The following is a 14,912-nucleotide window of genomic DNA, read 5'->3' as shown; positions in this document are numbered from 1 at the left end:
TACATGGATCTATTAGTTGAAAAGCTTGATGGTAGCCGATACTACCTTAGCCAATATAAGGTGCTAATAACTGATTTCGAGGAGTCAGCACCATCGGTCACTCGAAACAGCAAGCAGCTCGATCAGCGAAACGGCAATATTGATTTTGGAGGCTGGCACACAGACAAGACAATCAATATCACCGGTTACTACCGTGCTGACGACATAGACGAGGAAGAAACACTTCGTGAGAAGCTGTATGCGCTGCTTTCCGACCCAGACGGGTATTACATCACTCAGCTCAAAACAACACCCAACACGGCCATGGAACGACCTGGTGAGACGTCTGGTGGGTACTACGACAAGCTGAGCAACTATCCATCTCACAAGCGGTTCCTCGTTTACACTGAGGCGCCTGAGATGGAGCTTGTTGGCAACGTCAATGGGACACTCTTGTATAAGCTAACTGCCGAATTCAAGACGATGAAGTTGCCTTACGGTGAAACACCACCGAATGATATTGATGTTGTCAGCAACGTTCCATACCAAGGCACCGTCCCATGCAATCAGCTCGAGCAAGGGTTCACTATCCAATTCACCGCAACTGGTTCGGCATCTTCATTGTCGTTCAAAATAGATGACACTGAGCTGACATACAGCGGTAGTGTAGCTTCAGGTGACGTGTTTTTGCTGAATGGATTTAGTTACACCCAGAATGGGCTGAGCATCGTCAGCAAGACGAACAAGGCCTATTTTATTTTGCAACCGGATAAGCCTAACCGAATTACTTGCAACGTGCCAGGCAAAGTCCGGATTCTCGGTTTTCAAAATCTATACGCATAGGAGGCGTGATTATTGATCACATTCACAGACGTTGAGAATAATGAATATCAAGCCCAGTGCGAGATTGATAAAACCGATGCGGTGAATGGTGAGAAGTCATTATCGGGGACAATCTATTTTGGCCAAGATGTTAAGGCAAACATCGCCAAAGGCTGGACGCTATCGTTTCTTGATGAAGAATACGTTGTTGTCACATACACGAAGAATGATAAAGAGAACACGGTGGCGTTCAGCGCGGTTCAGGCATTCTTCTACAAAATGAGCAAGACAGGCTTTTACGAAAAATGGAATGGCTCACACCCGCTCGCCAGCTATCTTGACGCTTTGTTTGCTGGCACCGGTTACACGTACGACAACACGGCCTCAGTTGCGGCTTTTGAAAAGCAAGATTGGGGTATGAGTGACCGTCTGTCACTGTTCAACGACATCATTGATCAAGCAAACGTTGAGTTCTCGGTTGAAGGCACAGTTGTTCATGTCGTGCCAGCCATGGGGTCTGATCTGTCTACCATCGTTCGTAAAAAGTTCAATTTGGACACAGCAGAGATTCAGACTGACAACACAAGCTTTGCCACCTATGGACGTGGATATGGTGCATACAGCAAACCAGATGACACCACAAGCAAGCGTTTAGAAGTTGAGTACAAGTCACCACTGTATGATTACTACTATCCCAAGTTTGGCGCCATTGAAGCTGTTCCTATTGCTGATGAGCGGTACACGATTGCCGACAATCTGCTTGCTGCTGTGAAAGAAAGAGTTGACAAGAGTTGGGCAATCTCACTCACCCTAAACCTTGTTGACTTGCAATCTGTTGGCTACAAATACGCGATGGCAAAACCCGGCGACTATATCACAGTGATTGATGAGAATCTTAACTTCAGTGACAAGGTTAGGATCATCAAAGTAACCAGTGATTACGATATTCGCGGCACACGAACCAAAACGGAAGTTGAATGCGGTAGCCTATCATTTGCCGAACAGCAGAAGACATCACAATCAACACTATCCAACGTAGCCGCTGGCAAGATTCCAGTGCCTAATGAATGGCTAACATCACAGGCGCAGCTGGCGACTAATAGTCTTCTAGCGGCACGAACGCAGCTCAACTTCACGGATCAAGGAATAATCGCTGTTGACAAGTCAGACTCAAATAAGGTTGTGATTCTTAACAGCGCCGGTCTAGGTGTATCTACTGACGGAGGCCAAGCATTCAAAAGCGCTATCACTGCTGATGGCGTTGTTGCTGAGCGAATTGTTGGTAACCTCATTTCTGGGGTGGCATTTGAAACGGTTACTGATGATAACCTTTTTAAGACTAGGCTTAGTTCTGGGTTCATTACGTTTAGTACGAAGGGAACTACTCTCGGCCAAGTGGGATCTTCACACGACATGGGTACAGGCGCGATTGGCGGAGTTTACTATGGTGCATATGCCGGACAGGTATTGGATATTGCTGCCGATGTTGGTAACTCTGCGGGATATGGGAGCGTTCTTAGCATCCCAAAAGACGCGACACGGAGCGACCCAAGATATTCTCTTCCCGGACATTTGCGGAGTGCCATTACAGGCACACAGGACAATGCGTTTTGGATAACTCATCCTAGTAGAATTGTTTTGAGTGCCAATGCTGGGGCAGGTAACCAACTCAATGTCTACCCCGACCATGTTGACATTCTTGGCAACTTCAACGTCTATAACGGTTCAAAAAATGCTGTGCAAGTCACGCGTGATGGTGTTCGTGCTACGCCTGCATATGAGTTGGCAGAAAACTATGTCGGGGATATTAGCGAAAGTAAAACGGACGATGACAAAACAGTGCGAGTAGACATTGATCCGCTCGTTTTTGATTTGATTAATACAGACAAGCCTTACCAAGTGTTCTTGACAGCTTACAGTGATGCGCATTTATGGGTTTCCGAACGTGGCAAGAACTACTTTATCGTTTCGTCAGACAGTCCTAATTCATCGTTTGGCTGGGAACTGAAAGGCAAGCGCCGAGGATTTGAGGATCAGCGCCTCGTTGATACAAAAGACACTTACAAAGATTTGGAAAAAATGGAGGGACTGATACCAAATGGCAATCAGAACATATGACATCTTACTTGATAGTTACAATTCAACAATCCCAGAGCCGATCATAGGACGCCAAGGCGATAAAAACGGTGCTGTTACACTGCACGTGACAATTACAGACCGCGGGACTGCGGTTGACTTGACTCATCAGACAGTTAATCTGATTGCTGAAACAGCAAATGGAACCGCTGTGGTATCCGACAACGCCGGCGTAACATTAACTGAACCTACAAACGGCAAGTTTGATTATGCAATTCCTAACGCATTGTGGTCGGAAGCTGGAAAAATCACAAAGGCATACTTCTCGCTTAATGATACTGATGGACAGCAAGCAACATATGATTTAACTTTCATCGTTAAAGAATCTATCGATATCAGTCAAGACAAAGCTGATGACTATATTACTATAATCGATGGCACGGTCAGAGACTTGAAAACAAAAGTTGATGCTATTTACGAATATTTTTCTGATGGAAATTTCTATAACAAAAATCTTATCAAGATAATTAATCAATCTCTGGATAAAAGCAATGCAGTAGAAAATGCCTATTGGTACTTTTCTGGAAACGTGGGTCAACCTGTTGGCCAAACAACAAATGCTACTGGCATGTGGGCATACAATAAAGTTCATGTTCATAAGGGAGAGACTTGGTCAATACTGCAAGCGCGTTTATTTTTCTCTGGGTTCACTGATATTCAGGGAAACAAATTATCTCAGTTTTCGACCACGGATATAACTGGCGATATTGAGTACACTGCAGATCAAGATGGATATATCTGTGTGTCTGCACAAAGTACTACGCCAAAAGTGTTTAATTTGCCTTTGGCTGATATAACCAACGATATGCGAACATTTCCAGCGGGCGTTTTTGGCATATGGATAACAGGGAAACATTTACTAGCCGATAATCACAAAAAAATCACAGTATCAACAGCGCCGGAACTACTAAAAGCAATTAATGATCTTTCAAATGATACGAACTATAGTGATGCGACTATATATCTTCAAGAAGGCGTTTATGATCTATATACGGCTATGGGGGGCGCTAGTTATATTACAAGTGTTGATGCGGCGGCATCAGGTGAGCTGTTTGGATTGAATTTGCCCGATCGAGTTAGCCTAATTGGTAACCCTCACGCGACAATAACTTTTGAGGTACCAGACAATGTTGCAACAAAGACTAGTTCTACACGCATATCCGTGATCAGCATTCTGCACACACACACGCTTGAGAATTTGGACATCATCGGCAAAAACGTTCGATATGCTGTGCATGACGAGACTGGCAATGGCGTATCAGGACTGACTCGCGTTGTCAAAAATTGTCACATCGAGCACCTTGGCAATGCATCAGGCTTGTGGTCAGCCACACAGGCCTACGCGATTGGCACTGGGTCTGGTGGCTCATATGATTTTGAAAATACTGTGTTTAAGTCGGTAAGTAGCGTTTGGTCTGCACATGACAACGCTAATCAAAAGGACAATACCTTCACATTCAATCAGTGCAAATTTGTCACGGGATCTGACTACTCTATTCGTTTTGGTACCTACGGATCGGGAGACGATATGAACTACGTTACCATCAATAATTGTGATATTGACAAGTATATATACGTCATGGAGGAGGTCCCTGATAGCAAAACCGGTATGCGCTTTGAATTGAAAGGCGGTGGCAATACTAAGGTACCATATTGGTCCGTTAATTCTGCCGGCGCAAGATTGCCAATTGAGTTCTGCGATGAAACTGCACGTATTACGAATATCGGCAAGGATATCATTAAAGATGGAACACCAATAAAACTAACCGACATTGGCAAAGGAATCGCAATGGGGCCAACAGATGCCGTCTATATGGCATATGGAATTGCGCTTGAAGACATTGCTCCCGGAGAACAGGGGGTCGTCAAATATGCTGGTTATCTCAGCCGCGATGATACGCCTCTATCCTCACTAACTGTTGGCAGTCGCATTGGTATTATTGATGGAAAACTAGCTCAAACTAATGATGATCATTATATTGGCGTTGTTACACAATGGAGAAATATCTTGCTCAGATTTTAAACGCTAACATTACGTATAAAAGGAAGTGATGACAATGCTAAACAAGATCAGAGATCACCCGACACACTCAGTACTCGCCATTGGTATGATCGCCATTGGCTTGTTTCTAATCATCAATGACCATTATTTCATCTGGCCCCCACATTACTCTGACTGGTTAAACGATGACATTGTGGGGTTTTTGTTTGTCATTGATGGGCTCGGGATTGGGGGTTGGGTGCTATGGGAAACACAGTTGGCAATAACCAATCGTCTGTTGCTTACGACTACTAGCTTTTTAATGTCGTTCTTGACAATACTGCAATTACTGACCTCAATCTCAACTGGAATCTACTCAAATTGGATCAGCAATGCGATCATAACAGCCTTCGTGCTGATTCTGGCACGAAGGAGTGACAGCCGTGACAGCAGCGATAACTAAAATTATTGTCAGTTCTGCTCCATACATTGCCGGTATTGCTTCGGCTCTCATCGCTTTTATGACCTACCGCGAGGGTAAACGGAAGAACAGGCATGATGAACTTGAGGACATGAACGACAGATTACGCGCAGACAATGACCGTTTGAGACGTGAGAATGAGCGCCTCAGAAAGGAAAACAAATCATGAATAATTGGACAGATCTTGTAGTATCACTTGCAGTAGCAGCAATCCCGATCATTGGGGCTTGGATCTCAAAAAAATTGCTGGCTAACAAGCAAGCGCTCACTTTGGTAAAGGTATTAGGCCCATTAGCAAACGCGGCCGTAACTGCGGCAGAACAGCTTGGTGTAACACAGGCGATTGACGGTGCGGTTAAGAAATCGACTGCCATTCAAGCTGTGAAAGATGGTTTGAAGTCGCTTGGTTTCACCAGCACAGACGAGCAGACAATTGCCAACGCAGTTGAGAAAGCTTTTGCGGACTTGAAAGACAGCCTAGCAGAAACCTATCCGCAAAAGACAGTTGATCAGGAAGCGTCTAATCAAGACAAGGTAGCTGCCGCAGCTCAGGCGGCCGCAGATGCAGTTAAGGCTCAGCTGGCACCATCGTCTGTTGCTCCACAGCAATAAGGAGGACACCATGAAATTTAAAACTAAACTAATCACTTTGGTAGTCGCCTTCTTGGCGGCTATTTCTTTTGCCTTGCCATTGCAGGTCAATGCAGCAAATACCGATATGGTGGATACTTCCAATCACAACGGATTGATGACGTATGACAATTACTATGACATGCTGGTTCATTATGGAGTCAAAGCAGTTGTTCAAAAGGTTAGTGAGGGGACCACTTATGTAGATCCAACAGCCAAGTATAATTTGGCTAGTGCGAAGCAAGCCGGACTTTATCTTAACGGTTATCACTATGCCCGTTACACCACGGTTGAGGGAGCACGTGCAGAAGCGCGATTTGCCGTAGCCGCAGCTCAGTCTGCAGGCCTTCCAATTGGAGCTGTTCTAGCAACCGATGTGGAGGGAAGCGAGCAAGCTAATAATAGTTATGCGGCGAATACCGCAAACAACAAGGCATTTATGGAAGTTGTTCAAGCAGCTGGGTATCGGTCAACTATCTATACAATGGGTAGTTGGGTTGGCACAAAAATGTCTGTTGATAAAGGCTGGATTGCTGATTATCCATATAACACGAGTCGTGATCGATACACGAGCCATCATGCTTGGCAATTTCGGAGTGATCAACAATTCGCTGGTAGCTATGGTAACTTTGATGTCAGTCAGCTATATGATGATTTCTTTACTGCGAATCAGACACCTAGCCCGTCAGCACCTGTAACACCGGCACCAAGCCAGCCAGCAAAATCAAACGTGGCCAGTGATACCGACTATGCGCAAACTGGTGTGTTCAAGCCGTCCGCGACTGTTAACATCCGCACTGGCGCCGGCACCGACTATGCAGCCATCGGTAGCTATGCGCCTGGTGAGAGCCTGATCTATGATCACGTGTATATCCGTGGCGCATATGTTTGGGCGCGTTATCTCAGCTACTCAGGCAGGTATCATTATGTTTCCTTGGGCGTAAATGGTGGTGAGAGCTATGGTTCGCGTTCGTCTGGATATACTTCGCCGGTAAGCCACACGTACTACACAGTCCGCTATGGTGATAGCTTCTGGAGTATTGCCTATAAGTACGGAATCAGCATGTACACACTGGCGGCTAACAATGGCAAGTCAATCTACAGTCTGATCTACCCGAGCGAAAGCCTGTATATCAGGTAACAAAAATGCCCTCTGCTCGCTAACGCGGGTGGGGGGCTTTTTTTGTTGCTTTTAAGCACGGGCATAATGCTGTAAAATAAGATACGTAAGCAACTAAATATTTTAGTCAGTCTATAAGGCCTTGCCATTCTGCCTCCTTTGCTCAGGGAGGCTTATTTTTGTGCATAAAATGCGAAATTTAACCAAAATATGGAAAGAAAATGGAACACACATATTTAAAAGCTATTAAGTCAAGAAATGCAACGATTGAGTGGGAATAGAAGGTACATGTAAATTGAACCCGAGATGTTGATTTAACGGTATTTTCGGGAGATATAAAGGATACGATTGGCAGGAAATGTGTACGCTCCTCGCCAAAATCCCCGCCAAGTCTGACCTGTTGAGGGTTAAATTGACGGGGATTTTTGTATGAAAATTTCAGTTTACTATAGGCAACGATGTTTAATCATATGAGTGAACGTTGTTGTGTGAATTTGGGACACTGTGTTGTATACTTTAAATACCTATATATCAGCACTTATTAGCTGGTCCGTCCCACAATGTATAACTTCACATTATATGGGACAGGAGAGGAGAAAACATGGCAACGTCTTTATTTACGCTTATAACCCAATTGGCAAATGCACACTTTACAGATGACAATGCAAGCTTTGAATCTGTATTACTTTCTATTATTCGAGTTGTTTCTGCTGATACGGCTAAAATTGCGCAAAAAAATGCACTTGAAATGGCTCGACTACTAAATGGATGTAAGCTGATTCCTGAGACAACTTTTAAGAGAGGGTATAATGAATAAATCGTCTCTCAAAAGGAAGGAATTTTTACATGCCAACTCGTTACGACAAAGAATTCAAACAAAACATTATCAACCTATATAAGCAAGGCGAATCAGCTGCTCAACTGGCCAGAGAATATGGCATTGGCTATTCAACAGTTCATAAGTGGATCCAGGGCCAGGCCAAAACTCAATCCGGTAAATCGCCAGACGAAATCAAAGCGATGGAAAAGCGACTGGCTTCGCTGTCTGAGGAGAACGAAATCCTAAAAAAAGCCCTGGGCTTCCTTGCGCAGAAGTAACCAATATCTTTGATTACATTCACCAAGAAAGCCATCACCACCAGGTAACCAAGATGTGCCGAATCCTCGGTGTTTCCAGAGCTCAGTATTATCGTTATCGATCCCCCAAACCTTCAAAACGCCGGGCCTAAGATGCGGACTTGAAACAACGGATTCTGCGGATCTTTGCGGAATTTAAGCAGCGATACGGTGTTATGAAGATCCACCATGAATTGAATCTGGAACTTCAACCACTGCAGCTTCGGTGCAGTCCACGACGGATTTCCCGGCTCATGAAGGAACTGGATATCCACTCCGTTACCGTCAATAAGTGGAAAGCGGCTTCGGCTTCCAAAACCAAGGTTGAACAGCGTCCCAACTTGCTTAAGCAGGATTTCTCGACCACTGGTTTAAATCAAAAATGGACCGCTGATATGACCTATATTCAAACGAAGCGTAATGGCTGGTGTTACTTATCAACCATCATGGACCTGCACTCACGACGGATTATCGGCTATTCGTTCTCAAAAAAGATGGATACTGATTTAGTCTTAAAGACCCTTGAAAGCGCGGTTAAAAATCGAACCATTACTGGGGACCTGATTATCCATACGGATTTAGGATCACAGTATACCAGCGATAATTACAATCAACGTTTAACTGAACTACATATCCGCCACTCATACAGCCGTAAGGGTTGTCCGTATGATAATGCGCCAATGGAATCCTTTCACGCTTCCCTCAAAAAGGAATGTGTTTATCCAGTGCCGGTCTTTGAAGATTATGAAACTGCCGCTGCCGTCCTTTTTGAATATGTGCATGCTTTCTACAATAGGAAGAGAATTCATAGTTCACTGGGCTACCAGACCCCCTTACAAGTTGAAATTGCAACACTTACGAGCCAAATGGCCGCCTGATTTAATGCTTTCCAGGGTTCAAATAAGTTATTAATCGCGATTAATGATTTATTTGAGCTGTGGAAGGTAAACGCGGTCCTGAATGTCTCTTAAAATCTGTCTCAAATATTGACTTCAATCCATGCGAGGAACTAGACATAAAAAGCACATCCTTTCGAAGTTGAAAATCGTAATCGTTACGATTAACATACAAAAGTGTACGCTGACCGTCCTAGTTAACACAATTGCGGTATAAGATCATTTGCAGGTTTTATGATTATTTTTCAGTTTTTTGAAAGTGAAAGGCTGGTTTTGATAGACAACGAGTCGGATGGCGTTGAAGCGATAAGTGACTTGAGTCTAAAGTGGGATTGCACATTTTTAGGGTATTTGGCAATCAAACATGCAAACAATTGTGGTGGGTTACCAATATGACAGGAACTTCAATAGTCACAACATAGGAGCAAGCTTAATGAAAAATTCACTGGCCAACGTTCAAGCGCGGCGAGCTGACATTGAACGACTGGTTGATCGGCACGGAATTGCAACTGTGAAAGGATTGGCGCTTCGGCTCGAGGTTTCCGAAATCACGATCAGGCGGGACCTGAAAATATTGCATGCCATGGGGCGGGTTAAATGGCACAACGGTCTTGTTGAAGCGATTGCCGGACATGGTGGGGGTGAGCAGAGAACTTTGGCGGTGATTGCCCAAAAGATTGCGGCGGCTGTTCCCCATTACATTGCGCGGTACAGCACCCTTTTCATGAACGCCAATTCATTGTGTCTGCAAGTCATCAATGAACTGGCTAAAATACCAGTGACCGTTATCACCAACAATCCATGTGCAACTGCTTGTGCGCGGCATGAGGGCACTAAGATTATGATTACGGGTGGTAGGGTCAGTACAAAGAAAAGTGTGCTGGCTGGCAGTGAAACGCTGAACTTTTTGTCGTCAGCGATAGCCGATGTCACCGTGATCGGCTGTGACGGCATCTCGGTTGACGGTGGCCTAACTTCAAGTAATGCAGAGGCGGCAGCGATCGATTCAATGATGGTTACAAAGGCGAAAAAGTGTGTCATCTGCCTAGCAGATTATCGAAAAATCGGTGCTACTCAGCAGTATCACATTGCTGATCTTGGCAAGGTGGATATTTTAATCACAGATAGTTTTGCAGATGAAGCGGTGTTGCAGCGAGCGCGCAGAAAAGGTATCAACGTCATTCAAGTGACCGTTTGGTAAGGGAAATTAGTTTGACAAATAATAAAAACCTCGGGCAAAATTTTCAAATTTTGCCCGAGGTTTTTGATAGTATTTAATGATTTCCCATTTAAAAATAATGATGCTGATTTGAGTAACGCAATTTTTACAAAAAATCAGATAGTACCAAGATTGACTGTTTTAAATAAAACAGTTTTATCGACTGCCATAAATCGCCTTCAGTCCCGCAATATCGCCTGCCGACAACTGACTAACACCTTGCGTAATTGGATACATAACGGATGCTTTTGATTGACTGTGATCGAGTCCCAACGCATGGCCGAGCTCGTGCATCGCGACTGCATCGTTGACCGATTGTAAAGGATAAGAAAGATTCAGGCTGGCGCGGGCGTGGTTGATGACGGTGACTTGGCTGCCATAGGTTTCGACAATAATTGTCGGGCCGCCAGCACCGAGTTCCGTTGAGCCAAAACTTTTTGCTGACATTTCTTTTTTATAACTGGAAAACGTGATCTGGTTATCGGATTTTTTACCTTGACCGGCAACCAGTTTGACGATGCCCGTTGCGTTATACGCTTTGACGGCTTTTAAAAAGACATCGTGTTCAGACTGTGGCAAGTCGTCATCAAAATGGTAGTAATAGACACTTCGAAGTTGGTGCCCTTGAACAATACTCAAGGCAGGTGTGGCATCGACCGCTTGACTCGGTGTGGCTGAAGGTACCTGACTCGGTTGACTTGGCGCGGTGCTGGCAATTGACGCACCATTTTTTGCGACAGATCGCGGACCGCCGTTTAGCCAAGTGCTGACGGTATCAGTTGTGGCGGTCCAGACATTGCTAATGCCTTGCTTGACGGTGTTGCGAGCAGCGATCGGCACCGGACTTTCAGTGCTATAGATTAAAAAGATCCCAGCCACAAGCATAATCAGCCAAAATAAACGGTTGCGATGTTTCATGAGTGGCCTCGTTTCCAAAATGAGTTTGCAAAAGCATACTGTTATTGTATGTTACCTTATCGCAGTTTGTCGTGCAGCTTTGGACTGAATTTTTAAGGATATCGCAGGAACTTGGTCGTGTGACGAAACGGTAGGTTAAGGTTATAAAGGACGGCTTTAGTTGCCTCGACAAATGGTTTTGGTCAAATTGGGAAGTACAATTCACGTTTACGTATCAATTCAAAAAGGTGATGCTTCAATAAAAAAAGAAAATTATGAGAATACGCTTTGATTTGGGGTAATAAATACAAGCTTTGTTAATAACGAAGTATAATAACATTTGTAATTTCATAAAAGAATGTGGAGGAGTAACGATGAGAGCAATGAGACGACAGCTTTGGTCAGTACTTACAGATAAGGAACACAAGGTCACCTTGGTTCACAGCAAACATCATGGTTGGTTAGCCATTGGTTTGACCGCTTTTGCATTGGGGACAGCAGGCATTAGTTTGGCGACTAGTGGCCAGGTTGTGCATGCAAGTGATCAACCAGCAACCTCGCAACAATCACAGACAAATAATGGACGAGTTTGGACCCTGCGCCCAGTCAGTCAGATTGAGGCGCAGATTAAGGCGTCGAATAGCACGGTTTATGATATTCAGTGGGGTGACACACTTTCGACGATCAGCGAGGCGCTGAATCATACAGGTTTCACAACCTCAGTTGATCGTTTGGCAGCCATTAACCGCATTGCTAACGTGAACTTGATTTATGCTGGCGCTAAGCTTTCTCTGCAAGGCAGTGGCGACAACGCAACAGTAACGACGCAAAATGCTGCTGGCACGAATCAGACGTTTAATCTGAATCCGACCAAGCCGGCAGTGGCGTCCCCGGCACAACAGGCTGAGGTGAAATACACAACCATTGGCGGCGCTGGCACAACTGGAAATTCCGGCGCTGGGCAGCAAGTAACCACCCCAGGAACGGGGATTGATCAGACCACCAAAGATAACGAAGCCGCCCTTAAGGCAGCCGCCGAAGCCAAGGCCAAAGCAGAAGCCGAAGCCAAATTGACGGCTTTGCTCAATACTGAGAATGCTCAAACATTGGCCGATCTTCAAGCCAAGCGGACAACTGCACAAGCTGCCGTTGATGCAGCCAAAACCAAGGTTGACGCGGCCCAGGCAAAATTGCCAGCGGCCCAAACTGCAGTGGCTCAAGCGCAAGCTGCTTTTGACACAGCAAATGCAGCTGTGAATGCTAAGCAGACTGCTGTTGATCAGGCATCGGCGCAGGTTAAAACGTTGTCTGCGCAGATGACAGATTTGCAAAATCAGCTGAATACACTTGCTGATAAGTCTAAAAATAACCCGGATTCACAAGCAACTATCGCAACTGTCAAAGCTCAGCTAGCCGTTGCACAAGGTAAATTGACCAGTTATGAAGGCCAACTGGCGGACGCAACTTCTGCCTTAGCACAAGCCAAACAGGCTGCCAACAAAGCCACTCAGAACCTCACTACTGCTAACCAGGCGCTAACAAGCGTTGACAATGAAGCTAAAGCGGCTCAAAACGACTTTGCTCAGGCACAAACGACCTTAAAGGCACTTCCGACCTCGGTTGCCAGTCAAAATAGCCAAGCCGCCCAAGCTGTCAAAGCACAACTGGCTGACTTGAATACAAAGATCGACCAACTTGATCAAAAGATCGAAGCTTTGAATACCCAGATGGCGACTTGGAATGATCAGTTGGCCACAGCTCAAACCAATGCGGAAGCTGCTCAAGCCAACACAACAACCGCAGCAACACAAGTAGCCAGGTTGATACGACGGACCACCAACAGACATTGCCCGCCGTTCAACAAACAGTTGCTGATGCAGAAAAGACAATTCCAACGATCCATGTACCACAGGATACTGAAAAACAGGTCACGATCAACAAAGATGAAAATGGGCAAGTTCTTATCGATCTTACCGGTTACAAGTTGATCACAGCTGGAACCCCAGTTAAAACTGTAGAAACACTGGCTAATGGTGATACCATTACGACTTACACCACAACCAATATCTATCACAAGATCGCGCACCAAGTTGTCAACAAGACGGTGAACGTGGATGAAGCTGGTAACGTTTTGACCAGCACGGATGGTTACACGAAGGTCTCCAGTTCGGATAAATCCGTTGACACCACCGATCCTAAGACCGGTGACGTCACAACCACAGTCACGACAACTGTTGTCTGGAAGAAGAACGAAACCCCGACGCATATAGTTGTCAACAAAACGGTTAACGTTGATGAAGATAAAAATGTTTTAACCAGTACGGATGGTTACACAGTTGTTTCTAGCTCTAAGCAATCTGTTGATACGACTGATCCTAAGACTGGTAACATCACGACAACGATTACGACGACTGTTGTATGGAAGCGAACCCCGCAACGTTTTATCATTAACAATACCGTTAATGTAGATGATGCTGGCAACACTTTGACAAATACGAACGGCTATACGCAGGTTTCTAGTTCTAGAAAATCCGCTGATGTTACCGATGCTCAGACTGGTAATATCACGACGACCTTCACGACCACCATTGTGTGGAAAAAGGATACGAAGCCAAATACCACGGTGATCAATAAGACTGTTAATGTTGATGACAAGGGAAATATGTTGACTTCAACAGATGGTTATTACTTCATTTCTCAATCTTCAACTTGGCAATCGTCAACGGATAGCACTGGTCATACCACGGAGACGACGATATTTACAAACAAGTATCACAAGCCAGAAGCTAAAACCGTTTATAAAGAAGTGGATGTAGATGAAGGTGGTTTTGCACTCGCCGATAAGACGGGCTACATCCAGATTTCGTCAACCCCAACGTCAGCGACAGTACTTGATCCTAACAACTGGGATATGGTCACGACAGTTACGACGACCAATGTTTGGCGCAATGTTGCTGCAGCAGGCACGATCATCGGTGCCATTAAGAGTGTGAATGATGCTGTGATTGTGCTCATTCAGGATCAAGTCACAAAGCAGGATCAAAAAGTTTCGATTGAGCAAGGCCAGCAGTATACCGATGCTGAGCTGACTCAAGCCGTTGCTAAAAAGTTCAATGTGCTTGTGAATGGCGAACAGGCAAGAACGAACAAGACGCAAACAGTTATCACCTCTGACACTAAAGCATTCGAGATGGAAGCACCGCGGGCTGTTGAAGTCATGTACAACTTTAGCCACACGCGGCCGATAAATCCGCCTGCTACTGGTCATGAAGAGGTCAGCTACCAAAAAGGCGAAACTTACATGAATCGGAGCACTGAAAACATTTCTAGTTCGCAGTTTTTCAAAAAGGATGTTGTTGGTAATGCCGATAAATTAAGCACTTTGATTGCAAATGCGATGTTCCAGCAATATATTGTTGGGGAACGTCCAGAAAATAACGGTGGCGTCACGGGTGGACACTATCAGAATATTATTAACTCAGGCTTCAAGAATATTGTGATCGGAGTCTACGTGGTTGATAATGGTGATATTTACACCGCAACGACGGCTGTTGCAACTGGCAATGACGGCACGTATAACGGCAATTAATGTTTGCCTAAAATGATCTTCAACCACGCTGGTGCTGCGGATAATC

Annotated in this window: 12 protein-coding genes and 1 pseudogene; 12 read left to right on the top strand and 1 reads right to left on the bottom strand. The window is 44.9% G+C overall.

Going from position 1 to position 14,912, the window contains the following annotated elements; all coding sequences use genetic code 11:
* Positions 1–3: 3 nt before the first annotated feature.
* The 11 genes from LBPC_RS09695 to LBPC_RS09645 all read left to right on the top strand — a co-directional run bounded on the left by LBPC_RS09695 (position 4) and on the right by LBPC_RS09645 (position 10,362).
* Positions 4–822 (top strand): phage tail domain-containing protein, encoded by an 819-nt coding sequence (locus LBPC_RS09695; RefSeq protein WP_004562055.1) that lies wholly within the window; start codon positions 4–6, stop codon positions 820–822.
* A 12-nt stretch (positions 823–834) separates the two neighbouring features.
* The gene (locus LBPC_RS09690) at positions 835–2,919 is read left to right on the top strand and encodes a phage tail protein (protein ID WP_004562056.1); all 2,085 of its coding nucleotides are present in this window, start codon (positions 835–837) and stop codon (positions 2,917–2,919) included.
* Entirely contained in the window at positions 2,900–4,960 is a 2,061-nt protein-coding gene (locus tag LBPC_RS17180; protein WP_004562057.1) for a BppU family phage baseplate upper protein, read from the top strand. The genes LBPC_RS09690 and LBPC_RS17180 overlap by 20 nt, the downstream gene beginning before the upstream one ends.
* A 34-nt stretch (positions 4,961–4,994) precedes the next feature.
* The gene (locus LBPC_RS09680) at positions 4,995–5,381 is read left to right on the top strand and encodes a hypothetical protein (protein ID WP_032781205.1); all 387 of its coding nucleotides are present in this window, start codon (positions 4,995–4,997) and stop codon (positions 5,379–5,381) included.
* A complete protein-coding gene (locus LBPC_RS09675) occupies positions 5,362–5,568 on the top strand; it encodes a hypothetical protein (protein ID WP_004562059.1) in 207 nt (68 codons plus the stop codon). The genes LBPC_RS09680 and LBPC_RS09675 overlap by 20 nt, the downstream gene beginning before the upstream one ends.
* A complete protein-coding gene (locus LBPC_RS09670) occupies positions 5,565–6,011 on the top strand; it encodes a phage holin (protein WP_004562060.1) in 447 nt (148 codons plus the stop codon). The genes LBPC_RS09675 and LBPC_RS09670 overlap by 4 nt, the downstream gene beginning before the upstream one ends.
* Positions 6,012–6,021: 10 nt before the next feature.
* On the top strand, positions 6,022–7,170 hold the full coding sequence (locus LBPC_RS09665; RefSeq protein WP_004562061.1) for a GH25 family lysozyme: 1,149 nt from the start codon (positions 6,022–6,024) through the stop codon (positions 7,168–7,170).
* 580 nt (positions 7,171–7,750) lie between these two features.
* Positions 7,751–7,966 (top strand): hypothetical protein, encoded by a 216-nt coding sequence (locus LBPC_RS09660; protein WP_040167375.1) that lies wholly within the window; start codon positions 7,751–7,753, stop codon positions 7,964–7,966.
* Positions 7,967–7,995: 29 nt separating this feature from the next.
* Positions 7,996–8,247 carry an IS3 family transposase gene (locus LBPC_RS09655; protein WP_002816285.1) on the top strand — a complete coding sequence of 84 codons (252 nt, stop codon included), beginning with the start codon at positions 7,996–7,998 and terminating at the stop codon, positions 8,245–8,247.
* A gap of 140 nt (positions 8,248–8,387) precedes the next feature.
* Positions 8,388–9,143 carry an IS3 family transposase gene (locus LBPC_RS09650; protein WP_016364649.1) on the top strand — a complete coding sequence of 252 codons (756 nt, stop codon included), beginning with the start codon at positions 8,388–8,390 and terminating at the stop codon, positions 9,141–9,143.
* A gap of 451 nt (positions 9,144–9,594) precedes the next feature.
* Positions 9,595–10,362 carry a DeoR/GlpR family DNA-binding transcription regulator gene (locus LBPC_RS09645; RefSeq protein ID WP_025376091.1) on the top strand — a complete coding sequence of 256 codons (768 nt, stop codon included), beginning with the start codon at positions 9,595–9,597 and terminating at the stop codon, positions 10,360–10,362.
* Positions 10,363–10,536: 174 nt separating this feature from the next.
* Here LBPC_RS09645 and LBPC_RS09640 read toward each other — a convergent pair whose 3' ends face one another.
* The gene (locus LBPC_RS09640) at positions 10,537–11,298 is read right to left on the bottom strand and encodes a matrixin family metalloprotease (RefSeq protein ID WP_004562064.1); all 762 of its coding nucleotides are present in this window, start codon (positions 11,296–11,298) and stop codon (positions 10,537–10,539) included.
* Between the two features lie 353 nt (positions 11,299–11,651).
* Between LBPC_RS09640 and LBPC_RS09635 the strand changes: the two are divergent.
* Positions 11,652–14,866: pseudogene (locus LBPC_RS09635) on the top strand (LysM peptidoglycan-binding domain-containing protein).
* Positions 14,867–14,912 lie beyond the last annotated feature (46 nt).

Origin of the sequence: Lacticaseibacillus paracasei subsp. paracasei (assembly GCF_000829035.1) — a bacterium.
Classification (GTDB): domain Bacteria; phylum Bacillota; class Bacilli; order Lactobacillales; family Lactobacillaceae; genus Lacticaseibacillus; species Lacticaseibacillus paracasei.
The sequence above is the reverse complement of the archived record's forward strand: the minus strand, read 5'-3'. Positions and strand labels throughout refer to the sequence as shown.

Coding starts and splice junctions, on each gene's coding strand:
- LBPC_RS09695 (WP_004562055.1), top strand. CDS start 4: ATGGATCTATTAGTTGAAAAGCTTGATGGTAGCCGATACTACCTTAGC.
- LBPC_RS17180 (WP_004562057.1), top strand. CDS start 2,900: ATGGCAATCAGAACATATGACATCTTACTTGATAGTTACAATTCAACA.
- LBPC_RS09680 (WP_032781205.1), top strand. CDS start 4,995: ATGCTAAACAAGATCAGAGATCACCCGACACACTCAGTACTCGCCATT.
- LBPC_RS09670 (WP_004562060.1), top strand. CDS start 5,565: ATGAATAATTGGACAGATCTTGTAGTATCACTTGCAGTAGCAGCAATC.
- LBPC_RS09665 (WP_004562061.1), top strand. CDS start 6,022: ATGAAATTTAAAACTAAACTAATCACTTTGGTAGTCGCCTTCTTGGCG.
- LBPC_RS09660 (WP_040167375.1), top strand. CDS start 7,751: ATGGCAACGTCTTTATTTACGCTTATAACCCAATTGGCAAATGCACAC.
- LBPC_RS09655 (WP_002816285.1), top strand. CDS start 7,996: ATGCCAACTCGTTACGACAAAGAATTCAAACAAAACATTATCAACCTA.
- LBPC_RS09645 (WP_025376091.1), top strand. CDS start 9,595: ATGAAAAATTCACTGGCCAACGTTCAAGCGCGGCGAGCTGACATTGAA.
- LBPC_RS09640 (WP_004562064.1), bottom strand. CDS start 11,298: ATGAAACATCGCAACCGTTTATTTTGGCTGATTATGCTTGTGGCTGGG.